The sequence below is a fragment of the Streptomyces sp. 71268 genome, assembly GCF_029392895.1.
Classification (GTDB): Bacteria; Actinomycetota; Actinomycetes; order Streptomycetales; family Streptomycetaceae; genus Streptomyces.
This window is the reverse complement of the sequence record NZ_CP114200.1, coordinates 4,061,005-4,086,516: the sequence shown is the minus strand read 5'-3', so window position 1 is coordinate 4,086,516 and position 25,512 is coordinate 4,061,005. Positions and strand designations below refer to the sequence as shown.

General features: G+C 73.3%; 20 protein-coding genes and 2 pseudogenes. 15 read left to right on the top strand and 7 right to left on the bottom strand.

Features of this window, described 5'->3' with window-relative positions:
- Positions 1 to 179: 179 nt before the first annotated feature.
- From OYE22_RS15665 to OYE22_RS15650, 4 genes and pseudogenes are all read left to right on the top strand, one after another.
- Positions 180 to 1,009, top strand: a pseudogene (locus OYE22_RS15665) (IS5 family transposase).
- 121 nt (positions 1,010 to 1,130) lie between these two features.
- The gene (locus tag OYE22_RS15660) at positions 1,131 to 2,111 is read left to right on the top strand and encodes an NAD(P)H-quinone oxidoreductase (RefSeq protein WP_277320993.1); all 981 of its coding nucleotides are present in this window, start codon (positions 1,131 to 1,133) and stop codon (positions 2,109 to 2,111) included.
- Positions 2,112 to 2,524: 413 nt separating this feature from the next.
- Entirely contained in the window at positions 2,525 to 3,439 is a 915-nt protein-coding gene (locus OYE22_RS15655) for a hypothetical protein (RefSeq protein ID WP_277320992.1), read from the top strand.
- Between the two features lie 66 nt (positions 3,440 to 3,505).
- Complete coding sequence (locus tag OYE22_RS15650; RefSeq protein ID WP_277324150.1) at positions 3,506 to 4,066, top strand: bacterial proteasome activator family protein; 561 nt, start codon at positions 3,506 to 3,508, stop codon at positions 4,064 to 4,066.
- A gap of 291 nt (positions 4,067 to 4,357) precedes the next feature.
- Here OYE22_RS15650 and OYE22_RS15645 read toward each other — a convergent pair whose 3' ends face one another.
- A complete protein-coding gene (locus OYE22_RS15645) occupies positions 4,358 to 6,022 on the bottom strand; it encodes a protein kinase (RefSeq protein WP_277320991.1) in 1,665 nt (554 codons plus the stop codon).
- A gap of 306 nt (positions 6,023 to 6,328) precedes the next feature.
- On the opposite strand from OYE22_RS15645, the gene OYE22_RS15640 reads away from it, so the two are divergent.
- The gene (locus tag OYE22_RS15640) at positions 6,329 to 7,972 is read left to right on the top strand and encodes a protein kinase (protein WP_277320990.1); all 1,644 of its coding nucleotides are present in this window, start codon (positions 6,329 to 6,331) and stop codon (positions 7,970 to 7,972) included.
- 153 nt (positions 7,973 to 8,125) lie between these two features.
- Here the strand turns inward: OYE22_RS15640 and OYE22_RS15635 are convergent.
- From OYE22_RS15635 to OYE22_RS15625, 3 genes and pseudogenes are all read right to left on the bottom strand, one after another.
- Positions 8,126 to 9,400 (bottom strand): annotated as a pseudogene (locus OYE22_RS15635) (phosphotransferase); the annotation flags it as partial.
- 70 nt (positions 9,401 to 9,470) lie between these two features.
- A complete protein-coding gene (locus tag OYE22_RS15630) occupies positions 9,471 to 9,935 on the bottom strand; it encodes a pyridoxamine 5'-phosphate oxidase family protein (RefSeq protein WP_277320989.1) in 465 nt (154 codons plus the stop codon).
- A 446-nt stretch (positions 9,936 to 10,381) separates the two neighbouring features.
- A complete protein-coding gene (locus tag OYE22_RS15625; protein WP_277320988.1) occupies positions 10,382 to 11,041 on the bottom strand; it encodes a response regulator transcription factor in 660 nt (219 codons plus the stop codon).
- A gap of 347 nt (positions 11,042 to 11,388) precedes the next feature.
- On the opposite strand from OYE22_RS15625, the gene pdhA reads away from it, so the two are divergent.
- The 6 genes from pdhA to OYE22_RS15595 all read left to right on the top strand — a co-directional run bounded on the left by pdhA (position 11,389) and on the right by OYE22_RS15595 (position 18,796).
- Positions 11,389 to 12,540: a pyruvate dehydrogenase (acetyl-transferring) E1 component subunit alpha gene (gene pdhA, locus OYE22_RS15620; RefSeq protein ID WP_277320987.1), complete on the top strand. Its 1,152-nt coding sequence runs from the start codon at positions 11,389 to 11,391 to the stop codon at positions 12,538 to 12,540.
- Position 12,541: 1 nt separating this feature from the next.
- Positions 12,542 to 13,531, top strand: coding sequence for an alpha-ketoacid dehydrogenase subunit beta (locus OYE22_RS15615; protein ID WP_277320986.1), 990 nt, complete (start codon positions 12,542 to 12,544; stop codon positions 13,529 to 13,531).
- A gap of 20 nt (positions 13,532 to 13,551) precedes the next feature.
- Positions 13,552 to 15,042, top strand: a complete 1,491-nt coding sequence (locus tag OYE22_RS15610; RefSeq protein WP_277320985.1) for a dihydrolipoamide acetyltransferase family protein — start codon at positions 13,552 to 13,554, stop codon at positions 15,040 to 15,042.
- Between the two features lie 456 nt (positions 15,043 to 15,498).
- A complete protein-coding gene (locus OYE22_RS15605) occupies positions 15,499 to 16,431 on the top strand; it encodes a (2Fe-2S)-binding protein (protein WP_277324149.1) in 933 nt (310 codons plus the stop codon).
- 42 nt (positions 16,432 to 16,473) lie between these two features.
- A complete protein-coding gene (locus OYE22_RS15600; protein ID WP_277320984.1) occupies positions 16,474 to 17,115 on the top strand; it encodes a DJ-1/PfpI family protein in 642 nt (213 codons plus the stop codon).
- A 373-nt stretch (positions 17,116 to 17,488) separates the two neighbouring features.
- Complete coding sequence (locus OYE22_RS15595) at positions 17,489 to 18,796, top strand: S41 family peptidase (protein WP_277324148.1); 1,308 nt, start codon at positions 17,489 to 17,491, stop codon at positions 18,794 to 18,796.
- 71 nt (positions 18,797 to 18,867) lie between these two features.
- On the opposite strand, the gene OYE22_RS15590 is transcribed toward OYE22_RS15595, so the two are convergent.
- Both OYE22_RS15590 and OYE22_RS15585 read right to left on the bottom strand, forming a co-directional pair.
- Positions 18,868 to 19,077: a hypothetical protein gene (locus OYE22_RS15590; RefSeq protein ID WP_277320983.1), complete on the bottom strand. Its 210-nt coding sequence runs from the start codon at positions 19,075 to 19,077 to the stop codon at positions 18,868 to 18,870.
- 190 nt (positions 19,078 to 19,267) lie between these two features.
- Positions 19,268 to 20,155, bottom strand: a complete 888-nt coding sequence (locus OYE22_RS15585) for an NAD(P)-binding domain-containing protein (RefSeq protein ID WP_277320982.1) — start codon at positions 20,153 to 20,155, stop codon at positions 19,268 to 19,270.
- Between the two features lie 526 nt (positions 20,156 to 20,681).
- Between OYE22_RS15585 and OYE22_RS15580 the strand changes: the two genes are divergently transcribed.
- Positions 20,682 to 21,458, top strand: a complete 777-nt coding sequence (locus OYE22_RS15580) for a GntR family transcriptional regulator (protein ID WP_277320981.1) — start codon at positions 20,682 to 20,684, stop codon at positions 21,456 to 21,458.
- Positions 21,455 to 22,777 (top strand): MFS transporter, encoded by a 1,323-nt coding sequence (locus OYE22_RS15575; protein WP_277320980.1) that lies wholly within the window; start codon positions 21,455 to 21,457, stop codon positions 22,775 to 22,777. Before OYE22_RS15580 ends, OYE22_RS15575 begins: the two co-directional genes overlap by 4 nt.
- A gap of 216 nt (positions 22,778 to 22,993) precedes the next feature.
- On the opposite strand, the gene OYE22_RS15570 is transcribed toward OYE22_RS15575, so the two are convergent.
- Positions 22,994 to 23,815 carry a maleylpyruvate isomerase family mycothiol-dependent enzyme gene (locus OYE22_RS15570; RefSeq protein WP_277320979.1) on the bottom strand — a complete coding sequence of 274 codons (822 nt, stop codon included), beginning with the start codon at positions 23,813 to 23,815 and terminating at the stop codon, positions 22,994 to 22,996.
- A 138-nt stretch (positions 23,816 to 23,953) separates the two neighbouring features.
- Between OYE22_RS15570 and OYE22_RS15565 the strand changes: the two genes are divergently transcribed.
- Both OYE22_RS15565 and OYE22_RS15560 read left to right on the top strand, forming a co-directional pair.
- Positions 23,954 to 24,775 (top strand): carbon-nitrogen family hydrolase, encoded by an 822-nt coding sequence (locus OYE22_RS15565; protein WP_277320978.1) that lies wholly within the window; start codon positions 23,954 to 23,956, stop codon positions 24,773 to 24,775.
- A gap of 166 nt (positions 24,776 to 24,941) precedes the next feature.
- The gene (locus OYE22_RS15560) at positions 24,942 to 25,442 is read left to right on the top strand and encodes a TM2 domain-containing protein (protein ID WP_277320977.1); all 501 of its coding nucleotides are present in this window, start codon (positions 24,942 to 24,944) and stop codon (positions 25,440 to 25,442) included.
- The last annotated feature ends 70 nt before the right edge of the window (positions 25,443 to 25,512 follow it).

Sequence of the window (25,512 nt, the reverse complement as noted above, 5' to 3'; positions counted from 1 at the left end):
CCGGCAACCCGCCCGCGCCGCCGGCGCGCCCGGGCCCAGCCCGCACGGCCTTCGTCAGCCCGCGCGAGCTGAGTCGGCCCGTCGGCCCACGCCCCGTACGCCGGCCCACCGGCCCGTGCCTCGCCCACCCGCTAGGCGGTGTCTTCAAATGATCTTGTCTGGTGGATCATGGTGTCGTGATACGTCGCCATGAACTGTCCGATGCCGAGTGGGAGTTCGTCCGGCCGCTGCTGCCCGAGTCGTTGCGGGGACGCAAGCGGCTGGACGACCGCAGGGTCCTGAACGGGATCGTGTGGAAGTTCCGGACCGGGACGGCCTGGCGGGATGTGCCCGAGCGCTATGGTCCGTGGGCAACGCTGCATACGCGTTTTCGCAGGTGGGCGGCGGACGGGACGTTCGACCGGATGCTGCGGGCCGCCCAGGCCAAGGCGGACGCGGCGGGTGACATCGAGTGGCTGGTGTCGGTCGACTCCACCATCGTCCGGGCACACCAGCACGCGGCCGGGGCCCGAAAAGGGGGCTCCAAGACCCGGCACTCGGCCGCTCCCGAGGCGGTTTGACCAGCAAGATTCACCTGGCCTGCGACGGTCGGGGCCGTCCTCTCGCCTTCCTCGTGACGGGCGGGAACACCAACGACTGTGCCCAGTTCACCGCCGTGATGGAAGCGATCCGGGTGCCCCGGATCCGACCCGGTCGACCCCGCACCCGACCCGATCATGTCATGGGCGACAAGGGCTACAGCTCGAAAGCGATCCGTACCTGGCTCCGTCGCCGCGGCATCCCGCACACGATTCCCGAGCGGGCCGACCAGGTCCGCAACCGGTCCCGGCGCGGCAGCCGCGGAGGCCGCCCGCCGGCCTTCGACCGCGAGGTCTACAAGCACCGCAACGTCGTGGAACGGTGCTTCAACCGCCTGAAACAGTGGCGCGGCATCGCCACCCGATACGACAAGACCGCCCAGTCCTACGAAGCAGCCGTCACCCTCGCATCACTCCTGATGTGGGCGTGACATTTGACGACAGAACCTAGGGGCCCACGCCTCCGCCCGCCGGGCGGAGAGCCCAGGTCCGTCCACATCCGCCCGTGGCGTGGCCCGAGTGGGAGTGGCCGGCGCGGGTAGCCTCGCGAGCATGCGTGCGATCACCGTCCCAGAGCCAGGCGGACCCGAGGCCCTCGTCTGGGCCGAGGTTCCCGATCCCGAGCCCGCCGAGGGAGAGGTACTCGTCGAGGTGGCGGCCAGTGCCGTCAACCGCGCCGACGTGCTGCAACGGCAGGGCTTCTACGACCCGCCACCCGGCGCGTCGCCGTACCCGGGGCTGGAGTGCTCCGGCCGCGTCGTCGCCGTCGGTCCCGGTGGAGGCGGCGGCTGGGCGGTCGGCGACGAGGTGTGCGCGCTGCTGAGCGGCGGCGGGTACGCGGAGAAGGTCGCGGTGCCGAGCGGACAGGTGCTGCCCGTGCCGGCCGGGATGGACGTCGTCACGGCGGCGGCCCTGCCGGAGGTGGTATCCACCGTTTGGTCCAACGTGTTCATGATTTCCCACCTCCGCCCCGGCGAGACGCTGCTGGTGCACGGCGGCTCCAGTGGCATCGGCACGATGGCCATCCAGCTCGGGAAGGCGGTGGGCGCCACGGTCGCCGTCACGGCCGGCAGCGAGCAGAAGCTGGCCGCCTGCGCGGAGCTGGGCGCCGACGTGCTGATCAACTACCGGGAACAGGACTTCGTCACCGAGCTGCGCGCCGCGACGGGCGGCGCGGGCGCGGACGTCATCCTCGACATCGTCGGCGCGAAGTACCTGGACGCGAACGTACGGGCGCTCGCCATCAACGGCCGGCTCGCGATCATCGGCCTCCAGGGCGGCGTGAAGGGCGAGCTGAACCTCAGCACGCTGCTCGGCAAGCGCGGCGCGGTGACCGCGACGTCACTGCGCGGGCGCCCGCTGGCCGAGAAGGCGTCGATCGTCGCGGCGGTACGGGAACACGTGTGGCCGCTGATCGAGAGCGGCCGGGTGCGGGCCGTGGTGGACCGGACGCTGCCCATGCACCAGGCGGCCGAGGCCCACCGGGTGATCGAAGGCAGCGGCCACGTCGGCAAGGTCCTGCTGACGCCCTGACCCCTGAGCCCCCGATTCCCCCGTGCTCCCGCGGGTCCTGGGCCTCTCCCGACCGTCCCGCCGTACGGCGACGCGACACCCCACCGCACCACGCCCCACCACACCACGCCACACCAGCCACGTCGCCGTAACCCGAGATGCCGGACATGTCGCCCCGTGTGACGCTGGGACCGTCAGTCGATGGATGACGGGACCGAAGGGACGCGGACGTGGTCTCAGCGCACCGGCACCGTTCACGACGCGAAGACGTTCCCCGGCCCGTCAGCTCCACGCCCGCGACCACCAGCGCCCGCCCCCCGGCCGGCGCTCCCGGCCCCGCCAACGGCGGACGCCCCTCCACGAAGGCGTCCCGTCCCTCAACCACACCCCGCCCCGCCGGTGTTGTCCGGCGGGGCGGGTGGCTGTTGGGCGGGGTGTTCGCGCTGGTCATCACGGTGTCGGGGCTCGCGGCGCCCGGGTACGCGCTGCCCGCCGGACCGCCCGAACCGTCCGGCGCCCGGCTCGCGGGTAACGGCCCGGGCGAGGGGCGCACCCACCCGGGCCGCGTGGTCCCGCTCAACGGGTGGGGGAACGGCTCGGCCCCCTCCGTACGACCGGGCGACCGCACCGGCCCGAACCGCCCGCCCGACCACGAGCGCCCGGCCCCCTCCGGCCAGGGCCGCCACGACCCCGCCGCGCCGCCCTCCTCGGGACACGGCGACGCCGCCCGCCCGGACCCCGACCACGAGCCGGGCCGCGACCCCGCCGACGGCCCCGACCCCGACCACGACGAGGGGCACGAGGACGGCCGCGACCCCGGCGACCAGGACGGCCAGGCGGACGAGGGCGGTGCCGACGAGGACGGCGCGGCCGCGAGCGACGGCGACGCGGGTGACGGCGACGCCTCCGCCGCGCCCTCCGACGGCCGCCCGTCCCCCGACGCCTCCGCCGCGCCGCCCACCGGCCGGGACGCGGCGTCCACGGGCCCGTCCGGTTCCGAGCCCCCCACCTCCGGCGACGGTTCCATCGGGCCGGCCGTGCCCGAGGGCCGGCCGCCCTGGGGCGGGTCGCGCGACCACGCGGAGGCGGGGCGCCCCCCGAACGGCTACGGCTGGAACCTGCCCGGCCACCCACCGGTGCCGCTGCTGCCGCCGGGCGAGGCGGACGGCACGGCCGGCGGGGGGCGGCCGGCGGGGGCCGGTCCGGGCGCCACACCCGGCAGCGCCACCGGCGGGGAGAGCGCCGCCGAACCGGGCGACCGGGTCATGCGCGTCCTGCCGCTCGGTACGGGAATGGCGCTCACCGGCCTCGGCCTCGCGTACTTCGGCCTCCGCCTCCGCCGGCACTGAGCGGCCGGTGGCCCAAGCGCGCCCCCGCACCGGCCGTTCGGCCTGACGTGCGGAACAATGGGGGACATGAACCAGCCGATGAACGAACGGTCGCAGGAGAGCCCGCACGTCTTGGTCGTCGGTCCGGACGGGATGGCTCTCGGCAGTGCCGGCTCCGGAGAAGACGGCGGCGACGACGCGCGCGAGATGCCCGTGACGGACATGGTCGAGCAGCCGGCGAAGGTCATGCGCATCGGCAGCATGATCAAGCAGCTCCTCGAGGAGGTCAGGGCGGCGCCTCTGGACGAGGCGAGCCGGGTTCGGCTGAAGGAGATCCACGCCAGCTCCGTCAAGGAGCTCGAGGACGGTCTCGCGCCGGAGCTGATCGAGGAGCTGGAACGAATCTCCCTGCCCTTCACGGACGAGACGGTCCCCACCGAGGCGGAACTGCGCATCGCACAGGCGCAGTTGGTCGGCTGGCTGGAGGGCCTCTTCCACGGCATCCAGACCGCGCTGTTCGCCCAGCAGATGGCGGCCCGCGCGCAGCTGGAGCAGATGCGCAGGGCGCTGCCGCCTGGCATGGGCGGCGGGGACGAGGAGGACGGCCCCAAGCCCCCCGGCGGAGCCCGCTCTGGTCCCTACCTCTGAGCCTCCACCCCTCCCGCCTCTTCCCCCACCCACACACCCCCGGGCGCGTGGCGTACGCCGGTACGCCACGCGCCCCGCGCGTGCGCCGCCCGACCCCACGGCACCGGCCCCCCGACACCACCGGCCCTCAGGCCCGCGACGACAACGCCCGTAACGGCAACGCTTCGCGACAACAACGCCCCGCGACGACTTCGGCCCCCGCGACCGCTCGGGTCGGGGGGCCGTCGTGCCAGATGCCTGGCGCTGGCTACTCGGGGCCTGCCGCGGGCCTGCCGCGGGTCTGCTCCGGGCCTACTCCGGGTTTCCCGTCGAGACCGTCAGCTCGACCTTGTCCTCGGCCGGGTCGAAGGGCTCGCGCTTGTCGAAGGTGTACTCCATGACGGTGCCCTTGCCCCAGGTGTTCTCGTTCATCGGGACCACCTCGTACTTCCAGCCCGCCTTCTTCAGACAGTTCTTCACCGAGTCGATGTAGAGGTACTGGAACTCCGGCATGATGAACGAGCCCGGCTTGTCCGGGGCCTCGTACGCCTCGGTGCACTTCTCCGGGTCGATGACCTTGGTCTTGTCGCCTTCCTTGAAGCCGGCCGCCGTCGACGCCTCCTGGCTCGGCTTGGCCTGCTCCTCCTTGCCGCCGTCGTCACCGCCGCCGCCCTTGACCGCGAAGGCGACGATCACGGCGATGACCGCGATCGCCGCCACCACGGCCGAGCTGATGATGACCTTCTTGCTGCCACCGTCACCGCCCTGCCCACCGCCGCCGGCCGCATGACCCTGCGCGGTGGCGTACGGGGGCGGGGTGCTGGGGCCGCCGGCCTGGTACGGGGAGGGGGTCGGGCTCGGGTAGCCGGCCTGCTGCGGCTGCTGGGGCGCGTACGGGCCGGGCGGCGGCGTGGACGGGCCGAAGCCGCCGCTCTGGTAGCCGGCCTGCTGGGGCGGCTGGTACGGGGTCTGCAGGCTGTGCTGGGCGGGGGCCTGCGCCGCCTGCTGGTCGACGGGCGGGAAGACCGCCGAGCCGACGCCGGCGCCGCTGCGCTGCGGGCCGCCGCCGGTGATCACCGCGGGGGCGGCGCCGGACTGGCCGCTGCCGAGGATGCGCGCGCACTCGTCGCGCATCGCCTCCGCGGTGGGGAAGCGCTCGTTCGGGTTCTTCTTCAGCGCGCGGGCCACGAGCGCGTCCATGGCCGGCGTCAGCGAGCGGTTGACGGTCGACGGGGCGACCGGCTCCTCCTGCACGTGGGCGTACGCGATGGCCAGCGGCGAGTCCGCGTCGAACGGCAGCCGCCCGGTGGCCAGCTCGAAGAGCATGATGCCGACCGAGTACAGGTCGGAGCGGGCGTCCACGCCACGGCCGAGCGCCTGCTCGGGGGAGAGGTACTGCGGGGTGCCGACGACCATGCCGGTCTGGGTCATCGAGGTGACACCCGACTGCATGGCGCGGGCGATGCCGAAGTCCATGACCTTGACCACATTGCGCTTGGTCATCATCACGTTGCCCGGCTTGATGTCGCGGTGCACCAGGCCCATCTCGTGGCTGACCTCGAGCGCCGCGAGCACGTCCGCTGTGATCTTCAACGCCTTGTCGGCGGGCATCGCGCCGTACTGCCGCACGTCCGCGTCGAGCACCGAGCGCAGCGGCTGGCCCTCGACGTACTCCATGACGATGTACGGCATCAGGCCACCGTCAAGCTCGTCCTCGCCGGTGTCGAAGACCGAGACGATGTTGGTGTGTGACAGCTTGGCGACGGCCTGGGCCTCGCGACGGAAACGTTCGCGGAACGATTGCTCTCGGCCGAGTTCGGTGTGCAGGGTTTTGATGGCCACCTGGCGGTCCAGGGCCGTGTCGTACGCGAGGTGCACGGAGGCCATTCCGCCCTCGCCCAGGAGGTCTTGGAGCTGGTAGCGCCCGCCGGCGATGGAGTGGCCTTGGTACCGGCCCGGTGCGCCGTGCTGGCTCATCGTGTACTTCCCCCTTGGCGCACTGCCCTGGCCATTCGGCATTTCAAACGCCCGTTGATCCCTATATCTCGGCCAAGTCTGCCCCAGGCCGCCGACACGTCAAGCCGCGTGCCCGTTCCGTGACCGGATGCGCAAGAAGCCGTCACGTGATTTGCCAGGCTCCGCCCGAAACAGGTTTGATGGCCGGTCCATCACGAACCGGTGGGCCGCCCGGAGCCTGTAGCGTGCCTTAGCGAAGTACGACCCCAGCCGCTGGCCTGGGGAACCCTAGCCCGTGTGAGTGGATAGAAACGACGGCGAGGACTGATGGCACAGACCCAGGGCGCTCAGGGGCCCTCCGATTCTGACGCCACCGGAATTGGAATGTCCGATTCGCCGGAGTTTTGGGGCAACGGTGGGCTGATCGGCGATGGACGGTACCGGCTGACGCACAAGCTCGGCCGTGGCGGTATGGCCGAGGTGTTCGGCGCCGAGGACGTGCGCCTCGGGCGCACGGTGGCGATCAAGCTCCTGCGCGCGGACCTCGCCGAGGACCCGGTCTCCAAGGCGCGCTTCACGCGTGAGGCGCAGTCCGTGGCGGGCCTTAACCACCACGCGGTGGTGGCGGTCTACGACTCGGGCGAGGACCTGGTCGGCGCCGCCGGCGGCCGGCAGCACGTGGTCCCCTACATCGTGATGGAGCTGGTCGAGGGCCACACCATCCGCGACCTGCTGCTCAACGCGGAGGCCCCGCCGCCGGACCAGGCGCTGATCATCGTCTCCGGCGTCCTCGAAGCGCTCGCGTACAGCCACCAGCACGGCATCGTGCACCGCGACATCAAGCCGGCCAACGTCATCATCACCAACAGCGGCGCCGTCAAGGTCATGGACTTCGGCATCGCCCGCGCGCTGCACGGCGCCGCCAGCACCATGACGCAGACCGGCATGGTCATGGGCACCCCGCAGTACCTCTCCCCCGAGCAGGCGCTCGGCAAGGCCGTCGACCACCGCTCCGACCTGTACGCGACCGGCTGCCTGCTGTACGAGCTGCTCGCGCTGCGCCCGCCGTTCACCGGCGAGACCCCGCTCTCGGTGGTCTACCAGCACGTGCAGGACGCCCCCGTCCCGCCGTCCGAGGTCTCCGACGGGGTGCCGCCGGAGCTGGACGGGCTGGTGATGCGCTCGCTGGCCAAGGACCCGGACGACCGGTTCCAGAGCGCCGAGGAGATGCGCGGCCTGGTGCAGTACGCGCTCCAGATGCTGCACGAGGAGGGCGGCTACACCGGCACCTGGAACACCGGTCCGGTCGCCCACCTCGGTGCCGCCACGCCCGCCATGGGGACGCAGGGCGCCTCCGCCATGCCGCACCCCGGGCACGGCGACACCTCGCAGCAGCCGGTGTTCATCGGGCCCGGCCGCGACGACGACGGCGGGTTCGACGGCGGCCCGCGCGGCGGCGGGCGCGGCAAGGTGTGGCTGTTCGCGGCGCTGGCGCTGATCGCCATCGTCGTCGGCGTCGTCCTCGCGCTGAACGCGGGCGGCGACGGCGGGGGCGACAAGAAGCCGGCCAACACGGTGTCGCCGTCGGCGTCCGAGAAGGAGACCAAGGAGCCGACGAAGGAGCCGACGGAGCCGTCGTCGCAGCCGACCGAGACCGGCGACGGCACGACGGGCGGGACCGGCGGCTGGACCCCGCCGCCGTCCCAGGGGCAGACGACGCCGCCGCCCAGCCAGGGCGAGACGACGGACCCGACGACGGACCCGACGACCGATCCCACCGACGACGCCACGGAGCCGACCGACCCGGCGACCACGGACGACTCGAACCCGACCACGGACCCGACGACCGACCCCGTGACCGGCGGCAACCAGCCGACCGGCGGCCCGGGCAGCGGCAGCGGCAGTGGCAGCGGCAGTGGCAGTGGTGGCGACGCCGGCGACCCGGGCGGCAGCGAGGGCGGCGAGCAGTAGCCGGCCCACCCCGGCCCGCCCGGCCCGGCACCCGACGGCACAGCGGCGCGGCCCGTACCTCCCCGGCAGGGGGCGTACGGGCCGCGCCGCTGCCGCGTGCGGGGCCCGCTCCGGCGCGGGCACGCGTGGCCCCAGCTCAGCCGATGACGCGGCTCAGTCACAGAAGGCCGCGCGTACCGCCTCGTAGCGGCTCGTCCACCAGACGGCCAGGGCCGCCACGGCCGGGAACTGGGGATCGGCCCGGTGGTCGCCGCGCTGGTAGCGCCAGCGGAGTATCCAGAAGTCGTTCAGCCGCTCCCACCACACCCGGTGCACGGCGGCGGCCAGCTCCTGCGGGCTCGCGCCGGTCGCGGCGCGGTAGCCGCGCGCGTACGGGCGGACCTTGGCCAGCGCGAGGGTGCCCCCGGGGCGGACGAAGAAGATCGCGGCGGCCCGTACCGCCTCCTCGGCGCGCGGCTGCACGTCGAGCCGGTCCCAGTCCACGATCGCCACCGGTTCGGTGCCGCGGTAGAGCAGGTTGAGCGGGTGGAAGTCGCCGTGCACCCAGCCCGACGCGGGGGTCGTGGCGGGGGTCGGGCGGCGGTGGGCGTGGCGTTCGATGAGCGCGCGGCGCTCGACGAGGCGGTGCTCGGCCAGCTCGTCGAACGCGTCGCGCGGGCGCCGGTGGCGGGCCAGGGCGAGCAGGTCGTCGATGAGGGCGAAGGTCTCCGCGGGATCGGCGGCGACCGGCGCGCCGGGCGGCGCCCCCATCCACGGCGCGGGCGACGGCGCGGGCCCGGACGGCACGTGCGCGGCGCGGGCGGGGCGTGCGGGGGGGCGCGGCGTCGGGCGGGAGCGGTGTCGGAGACAGGGAGGCCGAGCGGGGCCCGGGCAGCAGCCGCTGGGCGGGGGGTTCGGGGCGGGCCGGCGGCAGCGGCGCGGCCCACGACGGCGCGCGCTCCGGGGCGGACCCGGGCGCGGGGGCGCGGGCGGCCGGGTGGTCGGGCCCGGGGGCGGCCGGGTGCGGGGCGGGCTCGGCCCGCATGACGCGGTCGAGGCAGACGTGGACGACGCCGAGCAGCGTGCCGAGCCGACGGCTCTGCGGGCCCGTGAGGTCGCCGCCGTCGCGGTGGGTGCCGTCGACCCAGGGGTGCAGGGCGTAGCAGCGCCCGCCGACGATGGTGACGGTGCCGCCGTCGGCGGCGGCCACCGGCGGCGCGACCGGCACCCCGAGGCCGGCCAGTCGCAGCGTGGCGCGGTGCTGGCGGGCGATGGCCGCCTGGTCACCGTCGAGGTGGTGCTTGAGGAAGTACCGGCCGCGGGTCGTGGTGAGCCGGTAGCCGCGGTTGAGCAACCCCTCGGCCAGCGGCCGGCAGGAGAGTGGCTCTCCGAGGCCCGCGTAGCACCCCAGGAGGGCGGCGAGGGTGCCCGGGCCCAGGGTCGCGGCACTGTCGTCGGGGGCGCGCCCACGGGCGGCGACGGCTGTAACGGGTGAGCGCGGCACCCGCCAGATGGTAGATCACACAGCGTGCGCGCTCCGACGCGCAGGGACACCGCTCAGTTGGTGCACGGTGACGAACTGCGGCTCGACGCGCAGGTACACCGGGTCGTACGGGGCGCCGTCGGCCGTGCTCGGCGCCTCGCCGAACAGGGCCAGCTCCGCCTCGCTCGGCGTGAACAGCCGGGCGGTGCCGACGAACTGCACCGACCAGACGTCGACCGCGCCGCTCCCGGAGCCGTCGGCCGTCGCCTCGGCGTGGGCGCTGTCGGCGTTGTCCGCGCCGTAGGCGACGACGCTGCCGTCGCAGGCGCTGTGGTAGCCGAAGCCGCGGTGCAGGCGCAGCAGCGCGTGGCCGTCCACCACGATGTGCCGGGCGACCGTCACGAAGGGCAGGGCCCGCATGCTCACGGAGACCCGGCCGTAGCGGGCCTTGCTGAGCAGTGCGATCGCGCGGTCGTCGGCCGTGGGCGTGTCGGTGGGCATGGCACCACCCTGCACGCCCGCACGCGCCCCATATAGGGGCACCCGCCCCGACGGGCACGGGACGTTGGTCCCGATTGGGGCGCGCACCCGCGCCCGGGGCAACCAGCGCGGTGCGGTGGCGTACGAGGGCGCGTGCCGACCCGTCGTACGCCCCTGCCATCCAGGTACTTCGCCCGGCCGCCTGCCCCGGCCCCGCCTCACGGGAAGCGCCCGCGTCGCGCGCCCGGTCTCGCGCGTATCGCCCGTATCGCCCACCCCGCCCCGCGCGAACCAGCTCATATCGCTCGCCCGCCCCAGCCCACCCCGCTCGCGCGAACCGCCCGCGCCGCCCGGGCGCCGCCGCGCGGGCATACGAGCCCGCCGAGGAAAGCGAACAAAAGGGCCCGCCGGGAAAGACGAATCGCTCGTGCGGCGGGGAAATCCCCGGCGGGATACGCCGGGAATGGTCAGTGGCGCTCGGCCTGGAGGCGGGCCACGTACGCGGCGGCCTGGGAGCGGCGTTCCATGCCGAGTTTGGAGAGCAGGCTGGAAACGTAATTCTTGATCGTCTTTTCGGCGAGGTGCAGCCGCTCGCCGATCGCGCGGTTGGTCAGCCCCTCGCCGATGAGGTCGAGAATGCGGCGTTCCTGTTCCGTGAGGGCGGCCAGCCGCTCGTCGCCCCTCGGGGTGTTCCCGTCCCGCAGGCGTTCCAGGACGCGGGCCGTGGCGACCGGGTCGAGCAGGGACTTTCCGGCGGCGACGTCCCGCACCGCGGATAGCAATTCATTGCCACGGATGGCCTTGAGGACGTAACCGGACGCGCCGGCCATGATCGCGTCGAAGAGGGCCTCGTCGTCCGCGAACGAGGTGAGCATCAGGCACTTGATGCCCTCGTCCCGGGAGCGCACCTCCCGGCACACCTCGACGCCGCTGCCGTCCGGCAGCCGTACGTCCAACACGGCGACATCGGGCCTGGTGGCGGGGATGCGGACCAGCGCGTCAGCGGCCGTCCCGGCCTCGCCCACGACCTCGATGTCCTCCTCGACCGAGAGCAACTCGTGCACACCCCGACGCACGACTTCATGGTCATCGAGCAGGAATACCGTGATTTTTCCTTCTTCGCGCACGATCCCAGTCTCACACACGAACTCTTCCCGTGCTCTTGCCCTCCGGGATAACGTGCCGTTGTTCCGGCGGCCTGCGAGGCTGTGACCAGTGCATGTTCCCCGCTTTCTCGATTTACTTGGAAATCCAAGCAAAATCGCAGGTCAGATGGGGTTTCGCAGACCTGCGACACACTGGGTAACGTGAGTTTCGCGGGCCACCCGCCGGAGCACCTGTCACGCCCGGTCGGGGCATCGGCGCACCCACCCCGTGCGCCGGGGTCCGCCGGGCGGAGCCGCCCTTTCGCCTTTGGCGCGAGGACCACCAGCCGCCGGCGGACCCCGGGGGCCGGACAGACGGAGGAGCACACGTGACCGTGGACAGCACTGCCGCGCGCAAGCCACGCCGCAGCAGCAGCACCAAGCGCACCAGGGCCAAGCAGCCGACGGCTGACCAAACCCAGCTCGTACAGTTGCTGACGCCCGAGGGCGAGCGGGTCGAGCATCCCGACTACTCCATCGACTTGACCCCCGAAGAGCTGCGCGGGCTGTACCGGGACATGGTGCTGACGCGACGCTTCGACGCCGAGGCGACGACCCTCCAGCGCCAGGGCGAGCTGGGCCTGTGGGCCTCGCTGCTCGGCCAGGAGGCCGCGCAGATCGGCTCGGGACGCGCGCTGCGCGACGATGACTACGTCTTCCCCACCTACCGTGAGCACGGCGTCGCCTGGTGCCGGGACGTCGACCCGACGAACCTGCTCGGCATGTTCCGCGGCGTGAACAACGGTGGTTGGGACCCGAACTCCAACAACTTCCACCTGTACACGATCGTGATCGGCTCGCAGACGCTGCACGCCACCGGCTACGCGATGGGCGTGGCCAAGGACGGCGCGGACTCGGCCGTGATCGCGTACTTCGGGGACGGCGCCTCCAGCCAGGGAGACGTCGCGGAGGCGTTCACCTTCTCGGCGGTCTACAACGCGCCGGTGGTGTTCTTCTGTCAGAACAACCAGTGGGCCATCTCCGAGCCCACCGAGCGGCAGACCCGCGTCCCGCTCTACCAGCGCGCCCAGGGCTACGGCTTCCCGGGCGTGCGGGTGGACGGCAACGACGTGCTGGCCTGCCTCGCGGTCACCCGGGCCGCCCTGGAGCGGGCCCGCAGCGGACAGGGCCCGATGCTGGTCGAGGCGTACACGTACCGGATGGGCGCGCACACCACCTCCGACGACCCGACGCGCTACCGCGCCGACGAGGAGCGGGAGCTGTGGGAGGCCAAGGACCCGATCCTGCGGCTGCGTACGTACCTGACCCGCGAGGAGTTCGCGGACGAGGCGTTCTTCACCGACCTCGAGCAGGAGTCGGACGCGCTGGCCAAGCGGGTGCGGGACGCGGTGCGGTCCATGCCCGACCCCGACCACATGGCGATCTTCGAGAACATCTACGCCGACGGGCACGCGCTCGTCGACGAGGAGCGCGCCCAGTTCGCCGCGTACCAGGCTTCGTTCGCCGAGGAGGGTCACTGACATGGCTGCCGGTTCCACCGAGAAGCTGTCGATCGTCAAGGCGATCAACGCATCCCTGCGCAAGTCCCTGGAGACCGACAACAAGGTCGTGATCATGGGTGAGGACGTCGGCAAGCTCGGCGGCGTCTTCCGGGTCACCGACGGGTTGCAGAAGGACTTCGGCGAGGAGCGGGTCATCGACACCCCGCTCGCCGAGTCCGGCATCGTCGGCACCGCCATCGGCCTCGCGCTGCGCGGCTACCGCCCGGTCGTGGAGATCCAGTTCGACGGGTTCGTCTTCCCCGCGTACGACCAGATCGTCACGCAGCTCGCGAAGATGCACGCCCGCGCGCTCGGCAAGGTCAAGATGCCGGTCGTCATCCGCATCCCCTACGGCGGTGGCATCGGCGCCGTCGAGCACCACAGCGAGTCGCCCGAGGCGCTGTTCGCGCACGTCGCGGGGTTGAAGTGCGTCTCGCCCTCGAACGCGTCCGACGCGTACTGGATGATGCAGCAGGCCATCGCCAGCGACGACCCGGTCATCTACTTCGAGCCCAAGCGGCGCTACCACGACCGCTCCGAGGTCAACACCTCCGCGATCCCCGGCCCGCTGCACGCGGCCCGCGTGGAGCGGCCCGGCACCGACCTGACGCTCGCGGCCTACGGGCCGATGGTCAAGGTCTGCCGGGATGCCGCGGCGGCCGCCGCCGAGGAGGGCAAGTCGATCGAGGTGCTCGACCTGCGGTCGATCTCGCCGATCGACTTCGACGCGATCGAGGCGTCGGTGCGCAGGACCGGCCGGCTGGTCATCGTGCACGAGGCGCCGGTCTTCTTCGGCTCCGGTGCCGAGGTGGCCGCGCGCATCACCGAGCGGTGCTTCTACCACCTGGAGGCACCGGTGCTGCGGGTCGGCGGGTTCCACGCGCCGTACCCGCCGTCCCGGCTTGAGGACGAGTACCTGCCGGGGCTTGACCGGGTGCTCGACGCCGTTGACCGAGCGTTGGCGTACTGAGGGCCTGAGGAGCAGCGACGATGAGCAACACCGCACAGCGCTTCCGTGAGTTCAAGATGCCCGACGTGGGCGAGGGACTGACCGAGGCCGAGATCCTCAAGTGGTACGTCCAGGTCGGCGACACGGTCACCGACGGCCAGTCCGTCTGTGAGGTCGAGACGGCGAAGGCGGCCGTCGAACTTCCCATCCCCTTCGACGGCGTGGTGCACGAGCTGCGCTTCGACGAGGGCGTGACCGTCGACGTCGGCACCGTGATCATCTCCGTGGACACCCAGCCGGACGCGGGTCCCGTGGAGCCGGCGGCCCCGGCGGGCGGTCAGGCGGCGCCGGCGACCGAGCCCTCGGCCGAGCAGGGCGCCGACGACGCCGAGCCCGAGCAGCAGGGCCGGCAGGCCGTGCTCGTCGGGTACGGCGCGGCGCCGTCCTCCACCAAGCGCCGGCCCCGCAAGGCGCAGCCGGCCCAGCAGGCGGCCCCCTCCTCGGTGGCCGCCGCGCTCCAGCAGGAGCTGAACGGGCACGGGGCGGCCCCGACCGCTCCGGCGCCGGCCCCCGCGCCGGCCGCGCCTGCGGCCCCGCAGGCCCCGGCCGGCGCGCGTCCGCTGGCCAAGCCGCCGGTGCGCAAGCTGGCCAAGGACCTCGGCATCGACCTCGCGAGCGTCACGCCGACCGGCGACGGCGGCGTGATCACCCGCGAGGACGTGCACGCGGCGGCCAGCGCCACGGCCCCGCAGGCGGCCCAGCCGCAGGCGGCGGTGGCCGAGGCCCAGCCGGTGGCCGCGACGACCGGCGCCGAGCCGGCGGTGGCCGGCGGCGAGGTCCGGGTGCCGATCAAGGGCGTACGGAAGGCCACCGCGCAGGCGATGGTGGCCAGCGCCTTCACCGCGCCGCACGTCACCGAGTTCATCACGGTGGATGTCACGCGCACGATGAAGCTGGTCCAGGACCTCAAGCAGGACCCGGAGATGGCGGGGCTGCGGGTCAACCCGCTGCTGTTGATCGCCAAGGCGTTCCTGGTGGCCATCAAGCGCAACCCGGAGATCAACGCGGCCTGGGACGAGGCGAACCAGGAGATCGTCCACAAGGACTACGTGAACCTGGGCATCGCCGCGGCCACGCCGCGCGGTCTGATCGTCCCGAACATCAAGGACGCGGGCCGCAAGACGCTGCCGGAGCTGGCCACCTCGCTGTCCGACCTGGTCGCGACGGCCCGCGAGGGCAAGACCACGCCGACGGCGATGTCGGGCGGCACGGTGACCATCACCAACGTCGGCGTCTTCGGCGTCGACACGGGCACGCCCATCCTCAACCCGGGCGAGTCCGCGATCCTCGCGATCGGCACGATCAAGCTCCAGCCGTGGGTGCACAAGGGCAAGGTGAAGCCGCGCCAGGTGACCACCCTCGCGCTCTCCTTCGACCACCGCCTGGTGGACGGTGAGTTGGGCTCGAAGGTGCTCGCCGACGTGGCGGCCGTCCTGGAGAACCCCGGGAAGCGGCTCATCACCTGGGGCTGAAGCCCGAGATGACCGAGAGGACCCGCCGCCCCCGCGCCGCCGGAACCGGGGCGTGATGGCGGCGTAGACCGACACCAGGGGCCCGGGCGCACGCGTTGCGCCCGGGCCCCTGGCATGTCCGGCCGCCGGTACACGCGTTGCGCCCGGGCCCTTGGCATGTCCCGCCGCCGGTACGCGCCCACCCGCGCTTGTCGTACTGGTCCTCCCCGAAGCACCCGGTTGGCCGCCCCGGGGCGGAGCGCCCCGGGGCGGGCCGGGGCGCGGGTGGCGTGCGGGCGGGGCGCGCACGGGGCGGCGGGTGGTCGGGCGGGGCGCGCCGGCGGCTCCGGTGTGTGGCGGGCGGGGTGCCTCGGCGGTGTCCACCCGTTGGGCGCCGATGATCAGAAACACCCTCAGATGCCGCTAAGGTAAGGCTAGCCTTGCTTCTGAACTGGTGCTGAGGAACTGCCGATGACGCTGGCCCTTGCCCCGGCCTGCCCGCCCGACGACGCCACCGCCCCGAACTGCGCGCACCTGCTCGCCCGTGGCTACGAACGCCTGGCCGCGCTCTGCGAGCCGCTCCACCTGGACGTCCGATGGCCCACCGAGGCACCGACCCCAACTCCCGGCGCCGCGTACCCGTTTGCCGAACCCCCCGCCACGCGCCCCGACGCTGACGAGCCGTCAACAAGCGCGACCCACCGCCCCACCCTCGAACAACTCGCCACCGAACCAGACGTGCTCGCCGCCTTCCTGGACGCCGAGGAGGCCCGCATCGCCGCCGGGGGCGACGTCGTCCCGCGCCGCCACGCCGTCGCGGCGCGCGCCCTGCACGGCTGTCTGTGGTCGGTATCGCTGCTGCTCAGCGGCGTGTGGTACCTCGAACGCCGGGTGCCGCTGCTGGATCAACGCGCGGTGCGCCACGACCTGTCGAGCAACCGGTACGAGGTCACCCCGGGCGGCTTCCGCTGCCTGCCGGACGACCCGGCGGCCGGGCTGCCCGGGGTGCGGACCGTGCCGGACGAGGAGGCGCTGCGGGCGGAGCTGCGGGACGCGTTCGCCGCGCTGGTGGGGCCGTTGCTCACCGCGATCGGCCCGTGGTTCCGGCGCGGCCCGCGCGCCCTGTGGGGGATGGCCGGCGACGACCTGGTCTCCGGCATCTGGACGCTGGGCCGGCTGCTCGGCGACGAGGAGCACGCGGCGCGCCTGGCCGGCGAGGTGCTGCCGCACGCCATCGCGCCCTACCCCGACGGCGCGGGCTTCCGCCGCCTGACCGGCGCCACCGGCCGCCGCCACCTGACCCGCACCCGTACCGGCTGCTGCCTGTACTACGCGATCCGGCCCGCCGAAGCCTGCGGAACCTGCCCCAGGACGGGGGACGCGGAGCGGCTGCGGCGGCTTGAGGGGTGAAAATGCCCGGCCGCGTGGTGCGGGTGCTGATTCGATGGACGCATGAGTACCGATGGACGTGCGACTGACGACAGCGGTGCGGGCCCGACCCGCACCATCGGCATCTTCCTCTTCCCCGCCGTAGAGGAGTTGGACGCGATCGGCCCCTACGAGGTCCTGGCGTACTGGACCTATCACCACCCCGGCGACAACTGGCGCGTGCTCACCTTCTCCGCCGACGGCGCGCCCGTCACCTGCGCGAAGGGCCTGACCGTCGCGGCCCACCGCGGCGCGGCCGACCTGCCCGACCTCGACGTGCTGATCTACCCCGGCGGCCGGGGCACCCGCCCGGTCCTCACCGACCAGGCCCACCTGGACTGGGTGGCCCGCCAGCGCGAGCGCGTCCCGCTGATGGTCAGCGTGTGCACGGGCGCCCTGGTGTACGCGGCGGCCGGCCTCCTCTCCGGCCGCCCGGCCACCACCCACTGGGCCTCCCTCGACCGCCTCCGCGAACTCGACCCGACCATCGACGTCCGCCCCGACGAACGCTTCGTGGACGACGGCGACCTGGTGACCAGCGCGGGCATCTCCGCCGGCATCGACATGTCCCTCCACCTCGTCGGCCGCCTGGCCTCCCCGGAACGCGCGGAGGCGGTCCGCAAGGGCCTTGAGTACGAGCCTCGGCCACCGGTGTTCGCGGGGTAGTCGCACGGGCGGGCGCCCGCGCCCAGCGCGGCGCCGCCGAACGCCCGCGCCTCATCCCGCACGCCCACGAACCCGCCCCCGGGGTGGGGAAAACCCCACCCCGACCAGGGCTGCCAGGCCGATGTACCCGACACCGCCGACGGAGCGAGCATGGGGCTCCGATGCGGGGCGAGGGAAGGCGTGGCAGATGCGACGAGGCAGGGCGACGGGCGGCGTGGGCAGCGCGGTGACGGGGGCGGTGTTGCTCGCCGTGGCCGGTGGGCTGGTGCTGCCGTCGGCGGCGTCGGCCAGCGGGGGCGCGCAGCGCGGCGGTGAGGCCGGCGGCGTCGGTGGGAACAGTCAGGCGGCGCGCTCGCTGGACGGGGTGTGGCGGATGGACGGTTACGGCACGGTCGTCACGGTGCGCGGCGGCGCGTACCAGGAGTACCAGACGACCGCCGTGAGCTGCCTCAAGGGCGATGCCGCGCGGCGCACCGGGCACAGCGGCGGGGCGTACGAGTACGCCAAGGAGAGCGGGCGCACCTTCTCGCTGCGGCAGGGAGCGCGACCGCACCGGATGAGCCTGCACGTCGATGGCTCGCCCGGGGGCCGGGAACTGCGGCGGGTTGGCGAGTTGCCCGCCGGCTGTGACCCGGACGGTGACGACGGCTCGGACGAACCCTTCGATCCGCTGCGTACCTTCGACGTCTTCTGGCACACCTTCGCGGAGAACTACCCGTTCTTCGCCGCCAAGGGCATCGACTGGAAGGCCGCGCGGGACACCTACCGGCCACGGGTGGACGCGGACACGAGCCGGGACGAACTCGCCGGTGTCTTCCGCGACATGGTGCGCCCTCTGCACGACGCGCACGTGTCCGTCGAGGCCGGTGCCACCGGCCGGTTCTTCGCCGTCCGGCCCGGCACCACCATGCCGAACGAAGCGATGGACACCCGCGTGACCTCGTACATCGAGGAACGCGACCTCGGCGGCCGGCCGCTCACGCGGTACGCGGGCGGTCGGATCGGCTACGCGGACCTGCCGGGCGACCGGGGCTACCTGCGGATCTCCGGCTTCCTCGGCTACTCCGAGACGCCGACCTACGAGGCCAACAAGGCGGCGCTCGACCGGGCCCTCGACGCCATCCTCACCGCCGAGCGCACCCGGAAGCTGCGTGGGCTCGTCATCGACCTGCGGGTCAACGGCGGCGGTGCCGACTCCTTCGGCCTCCAACTCGCCTCCCGCCTCACCGACCGGCCCTACTTCGCGTACGCCAAGCGCGCCCGCAACGACCCGAGTGATCCGACCCGGTTCACCGCCTCGCAGCCGCAGTACGTCACGCCCGCCCGCGCGCCCCGGTACGGCGGCCCGATCGCGGTGCTCACCGGCGGTTCGACGATCAGCGCGGGCGAGACGTTCACGCAGGCCCTGATGGACCGGCCGGGCAGGGCCGTCCGCATCGGCGAGCACACCCAGGGCGTCTTCTCCGACACGATGGAGCGCGCCCTGCCCGGCGGCTGGCGGATCAACGTGCCGAACGAGGAGTTCCGCACCCGCGCGGGCCAGTCCTTCGACGGTTCCGGTATCCCGCCGCACCTGTACGAACCCGTCTTCACCGAGGAGGAGTTCGCCCACCGCCGCGACTCGGCCTTCGACCGGGCCCTGCGGGTGCTACCGAGCGGCGGCGCGCCCGGCGCCGCGTGACCGACCGGACGTTCCTCGGCCCGCGCGCCGCGTGGTTCCCGGTCAGGGGGCCGGGGGCGCGGCAGCGGCGGCTACCCGCGTCCCATCCAGGAGGTGTCCTCGCCCGAGTGCCCGCCCGACCCGGCCGACCAGGCGCGCACGTCACGGCGCGCGGAGCGTACGGCGTACGACATGGCGGCACCGTCCTGGGCCACGCGCCTGCGGCGGCGCAGGCGGTGGTCCGCCACGGCCGTGACGGCGATCAGGGCGGCCAGACAGGAGCCGATGACGACGAAGACCATGTTTCGTACCGTACGCACCGGTTGCCGTGATCGGTAGGCGTCGAAGTGTTGCGACGCGCGGGCCCGTGCGAGTGTGGGCGAGCGGCCGGGCCGCCCGCCCCGCCGCGCGCCCAACCCCGCCCACACACCACATCCACCCGGCCCCCGCAGCCCCAACCCCCGCGCCTCACCGCGCCACCCAGGCCCCCGCTCAGCCCTGCGGGTGGGCGATGCTCTCGTACATGCGGGTCGCGCTGTCCGCGCCGTGGCCGGCCCGGATCTGGCGGTCCATCAACTCCCGTATGAGGGCCGGGACCTCCGGGCTGATGCCCTGGTCCTCGCTGACGTGCACGATGTGGTGGAGGGCCGACCGGTTGAATTCCAGGCTCTGCAACTCGGCCGTGTAGTCGCCCTTGTCGATGAATTCGGCGGCTCCGTTCGCCGCGGACGCCATGGCCTGGATGAACGGCACGAAATATGTGGCGAATTCCGTTGCCGAAACGCCCGCCGTGCCAATGAGCGCGGCGCCGTGGTAGAAGCCGGCGAACATGGCGTACATGCCGGAGAGCAACGCCGTCTCGTACAGCGCCGAGGTGCCCACGTCCGCGCCGACGTGCTTGCTGGTGCCCAGGCGCTCCAGGGTGGCGCGGTGGGTGTCGAACAGGTGCCGCTGGCCGCTGTAGAAGAGCTGTGACTCGGGCTTTCCGATCATGGTGGGCACGGCCATGATCGCGCCGCCGAGGTAGTCGGCGCCGTGCTCGGCCAGCCAGGCGGAGACCTCCTTGGCGTCCGCGGGCGTGAACGTGGTCAGCATCGCCACCGTGCGTCCGGCCAGCGACGAAGCGGCCGGGGCCAGTGCCTCGCGGACCGATTCCTTGTCGAAGAGGCAGACCACGACCAGCGGGCTGGCCTCGATCGCCGAGGTCAGCTCCGGCGCCTCGACCGCGCCCCTGGCGACCAGTTCGTCCGCCCGGCCCGGGGTGCGGTTCCACACGGTGGTGGGGTGGCCGCCGGCGACGAAGGCCGCCGCCAGCGCCCTTCCCATCGCGCCGAGACCGAGCACGGTGACGGGGGCGGGCGTCGGGGAATTCGCGTTCATGAGGAAACTCCAGGAGTGAGTGAGGGCATGCGCGAATGGCACGGGAAAAAGGCGAGCCATGGCCATGCGGTAAGCGTGCTGATCGCGATGGCGCGTGCGGGCGTCATCGCGGCACCGGAAAGGGTGTTGATCGCGCGGTGTCCGCGCGGTGCGACATATCCGGGCCCGGGCGGTGTATCCACCGGAATTCCCCGGGCCCGCCGTCATCGTTTCGCGAGGCCGCGCGGCCCACAAGTACCGACTTCGAGGTGCGCGCTAACCCTTGGGTAAGCGGGCCGGGCCGGCGACGGCCGGCGATGGCCGACGGCGGCCGCCCCCGGCGCGGGAGAACGCGCCCCGGGCCGGGGAGGACGCGGCCCCGGCCCGGGGAGGAGCCAGCCCCGGTGCGGGAAAGACGCGGGGAGCGCGCGGCCGGGCTCCGGCCCTGGCCCGGCGGCGACCGGCGCACCGGCCGCGTGCGGAGGGAGCGCGTCCGGATGGCGGACGCGCCCTTCGCACGCATACCTGTTGTATCTATCCTGTGTGCATGGCCCCTGCATCTACCGCCCCCGCCCGGCCGCCGGCTCAGCAGACCTCCCCGAACCCGTCGAACGCCCCCTCCCCCCAACCCGTCTGTGCCTCGCCGGCCGGTGACGTCGCCGCTGGCTACGCCGTCCCGCGCGCGGGCGCCGGTGGCTCCGCCGCCGACCGGGTGTACGCGTACGTCAAGCAGGCCGTCCTGGAGCGTCACTACGAGGGCGGCACGCTGCTCACCGAGGGGGACCTGGCCGAGGCCGTCGGCGTCTCCCGCACGCCGGTGCGCGAGGCGCTGCTGCGGCTTGAGGTGGAAGGGCTGATTAGGCTCTACCCGAAGAAGGGCGCCCTCGTGCTGCCGGTCTCCGCGCAGGAGATCGCCGACGTCGTGGAGACCCGGCTGCTGGTCGAGGAGCACGCCGCGCGCAAGGCGGTGCCCGCCCCCGCCGAGCTGATCGGCCGCCTTGAGGAGTTGCTCGACCAGCAGCGGGCCCAGGCCGCCGCCGGCGACCTGGCCGCGCTGGTCGCCAGCGACCGCTGCTTCCACGCCACCATCGTGCGCAGCGCGGGCAACCAGATCCTGGAGCGCCTCTACGACCAGTTGCGCGACCGCCAGCTCCGGATGGGCGTCGCCGTGATGCACGCCCACCCGGACCGGGTGGCCAAGAGCATCGCCGAGCACGCCGAGATCCTGGCCGCGCTGCGCGCCGGCGACGCGGACGCCGCGGCGGCGGCCGTGCACCACCACGTGAGCTGGGTGCGCCACCTGGCCCGGGGTGAGGATCGGTGAGCGCGCCGGGAGAGATACGGACCAGCGACGCCAAGGGGCTGCCGGGCGACCCACCCGGCGGGCGCCGCGCCGTGGCCGTCTGGGGCCTGGGCGTCGCCGTCTACTTCGTGGCCATCACCTTCCGCACCAGCCTGGGCGTCGCGGGCATCGACGCGGCCGACCGGTTCCACATCAACGCCTCGGCCCTGTCCACCTTCTCCATCCTGCAACTCCTGGTCTACGCCGGCATGCAGATCCCGGTCGGCCTGCTGGTGGACCGGCTCGGCACCAAGAAGGTGCTGGTCCTGGGCGCCGTGCTGTTCACCGTGGGGCAGTTCGGCTTCGCGCTCTCGCACTCGTACGGCATGGCGTTGGCCTCGCGCGCGCTGCTCGGCTGCGGTGACGCGATGACCTTCATCAGCGTGCTGCGGCTCGGCGCGCGCTGGTTCCCGGCCCGGCGCGGCCCGCTGATCGCGCAGATCGCCGCGCTGATCGGCATGGCCGGCAACCTCATCTCGACGCTGCTGCTGGCGCGGCTGCTGCACGACCTGGGCTGGACGCCGACGTTCGCGGGCAGCGCGCTCGGCGGCGTGCTGGTGCTGGTGTTGGTGCTGTTGTTCCTGCGCGACCACCCGCCGGGCCACGAGCCCGAGCCGCACCCGCACGTCGGCAAGGGCTTCGTCCGCAACCAGGTCGCCGCGGCCTGGCGGGAGCCCGGCACCCGGCTCGGCATGTGGACGCACTTCACCACGCAGTTCCCCGCGATGGTGTTCCTGCTGCTGTGGGGGATGCCGTTCCTGGTCGAGGCGCAGGGCAGGTCGCGCGCCGAGGCGGGCGAGTTGCTGACCCTGGTGGTGCTCTCCAACATGGCGATCGGCCTGGTGTACGGGCAGGTCATCGCCCGACACCACGCCGCGCGGGCCCCGCTGGCGCTGGGCACCGTCGCCGCCACGGCGCTGCTGTGGGCCAGCGTGTTGGCCTGGCCGGAACGGCACGCGCCGACGGCGCTGTTGATCGTGTTGTGCGTCGTGCTCGGCGCGTGCGGCCCCGCGTCGATGGTCGGCTTCGACTTCGCGCGCCCGGCCAACCCGCCGGAGCGCCTGGGCACCGCGTCGGGCATCGTCAACATGGGCGGCTTCATGGCCTCGATGGCCACCCTGCTCGCCGTGGGCGTGCTCCTCGACGCGACCGGCCACAACTTCCGGATCGCCTTCGCCTCGGTCTTCTTCCTCCAGGCGCTCGGCCTGTCCCAGATGCTGCGGCTGCGCGGCCGGGCACACCGGCGCGAGCGCGAGCACGTGGTCGCCAGCCGCGTGGAGGCGGTGCACGTACCGGCCTGAGGGCCGCCGCCGGCGGTGGCGGTCGGGCCCCCGCGTCCGCCCCACGGTCGCGTGCGTCTCGCGCGTCCGCGTCCGCCCCGTGACGTGTTCGCGCGTCGCCGCGTGCCCGCGCACGAGGGCGGGGGTCACCCCGTGGCCGCGGGCACGGGCGTCGGATCGTGACGGAGGGTTCGCGAAACGTTACGGCGGGTGGGTCGGTGGTCCGGGGCGTACCGGCTACGGCGTGATGGCGAAGTTGGCCAGGATCGCTTCCGCGAGCGGCTGGTCGCCGTCGATCTTCACCTTGTCGGCCACCGCCGTGTGGCGCACCCGACCGGCCGCGAGCCGCAGGTAGGTCTCCCAGTCCAGGCTGATCGTCACCGCGGGGCCGAGCGAGACGCTGGCGTCCAGCTTGCCGTTGCCCTCCGCGTCCACCCGCACCGTGCGCATGAACTCCAGCGGACCCGTCACGTCGAAGACCACGGCCGAGTTGGCGGGCGCTTTCGCGCGCTGCGCGACCACCCCGGGCAGCCCCTTGAGCAGCACGTCACGGGTGATGTGCGCGCCGGGCGAGTCCAGGTTGCCGGGCTGGTCGAGGGCCCGGCGCAGGTCCTGTTCGTGCACCCACACGTCCAGGGCACGGGTGGTCAGGGCGCGGGAGAGGGTGACCTCGCCCACCGGGCTGCGGACGAGGGTCTCCGGGTCGCGCTTCTCGTTCCGCAACTGCCGCGAGCGGCGGATGATCGTGTACTCCAGTTCGGAGGTCATCTCGGGCGCGGTGTGGCAGCGCCGCACGTCGACCTGGACCTCCACGTACCGCGCGAACTCGCTGGTCACGTGGAACAGATCGCGCGGCAGGCTGTGTATCGGGCGCGGGTCGCCGAGCATTTCGCACTCGAAGCCGATGACGTGTGAGACGACGTCACGCACCGACCATCCCGGGCACTCGGTGGCCCGGTTCCACTCCCCCTCGACGAGGGGGTTCACCAACTCGGATATCGCTTCGATGGAGTGCGTCCATGCGTCGATGGCAGGTTGCAGGCTGGGATGGACGGTCACGGGACCCCTCGGGCGGTTCGTACGCGGGCTGGGTGCTGTTTGGCAGTTAAGTTACGCTGCGCACGGGCACCCCGGCAGTGCTTTCCAGACTGATCGTAGGCCCGGTTGGACAGCTCGATCGTCGAGAGCGGTGGTAATGTGCGCGCTTCACTGATCCAGATCGGTGTGGACCCGGACGAGCCGGTGGAATCCCGGCGAGAGCGAGCGGCCACCTTCGTACGGGACACCCACCGGCGAACCGGTGCGGACCTCGTCGTGCTCCCCGAGTTGTGGACCGTGGGGGCCTTCGCCTACCAGGAGTTCGCGCCCCAGGCCGAGGCCCTCGACGGGCCGACGGCCACGGCCATGTCGGCCGCGGCCCGCGAGGCCGGCGTCTGGCTGCACGCCGGGTCGATCGTGGAGCGGGCGCCCGCGGCCGAGGGCCAACCCACCACCGACGACGGCGCGACGCTGTTCAACACCTCGTTGGTCTTCGACCCGTCGGGCGCGCTGGTCCGCACGTACCGCAAGATCCACCGGTTCGGCTTCGACAAGGGCGAGGCGGTGTTGATGGGCGCCGGCACCGAGGTGGTCACGGCGGCCCTGCCGGAGACCACCATCGGCCTGGCGACCTGTTACGACCTGCGCTTCCCCGAGCTGTTCCGGCTCCTGGTGGACGCGGGCGCGCAACTCCTGGTGATCCCCGCCGGCTGGCCCGAGCGGCGCCGCGAGCACTGGACGCTGCTGGCCCGCGCCCGCGCGGTGGAGAACCAGGCGTACGTGCTGGCCTGTGGCTCGGCCGGCACCAACGGCGGCGTGCCGCAGGCCGGGCACAGCATCGTCGTGGACCCGTGGGGCGAGGTGCTGGCCGAGGCGGACGCGACGGAGTCGGTGCTCACGGTCGACCTGGACCTGTCCCGGGTGGCGCGCACCCGGGCGGACTTCCCGGCCCTGCGCGACCGGGTGTTGGGCGCCCGCTAGCCCCCGCGCCCGACACACCGGGCGACGGCCCCGCCCCCCGACCCCGTGGCCGAGGGGCGGCGGCGGAAGCCGGCCCGGGCTGACAGGATGGGAGACCAGCAGGCACCGAGCGGCGCCCGGCGCGGGCCGTGCGCCACCACCGCGACCGACCTCGGGGGGTACAGCCATGACGCACGCGAACCCGTACGGCACGCCCCAGGGCGGACAGGGCGGCCCGAACCCGTACGGCGGGCAGGGCGGGCCGAACCCGTACGCCGCCCCCAGCGGGCCCAACCCGTACGCGACGCCCCAGGGGCAGCCCGGCTACGGCTACCCGCACAGCGCCCAGGGCCAGCCCAGCTACGGCTACCCGCCGCTGAACGTCGCCCAGCCGGTGCACGCCGGCTACCCGCCACAGCTCGGCGGGCACGTCCCGGTCCCCGACGCGCCCCACGGGTACGACCCGTACGGCCGGCCGTACTCCGACAAGTCGCGGGTGGTCGCCGGCGTGCTGCAGATCCTCTTCGGCTGGGTGGGCGCCGGCCGGTTCTACACCGGGCACATCGGCATGGCCGTCGCCCAGCTCGTCACCTGCGGCGGGCTGCTGGTGTGGGGCCTGGTCGACGGCATCGTGCTGCTCGCCAGCGACGACAAGACCGACGCGCGCGGCCGGCTGCTGCGCGCCTGACGGCCCGGGGCCGGACCCGGACCCCCGGCGCTCGGTGGCGGCCCGTGGGGCCGGTGGGGGCGGGGAATGC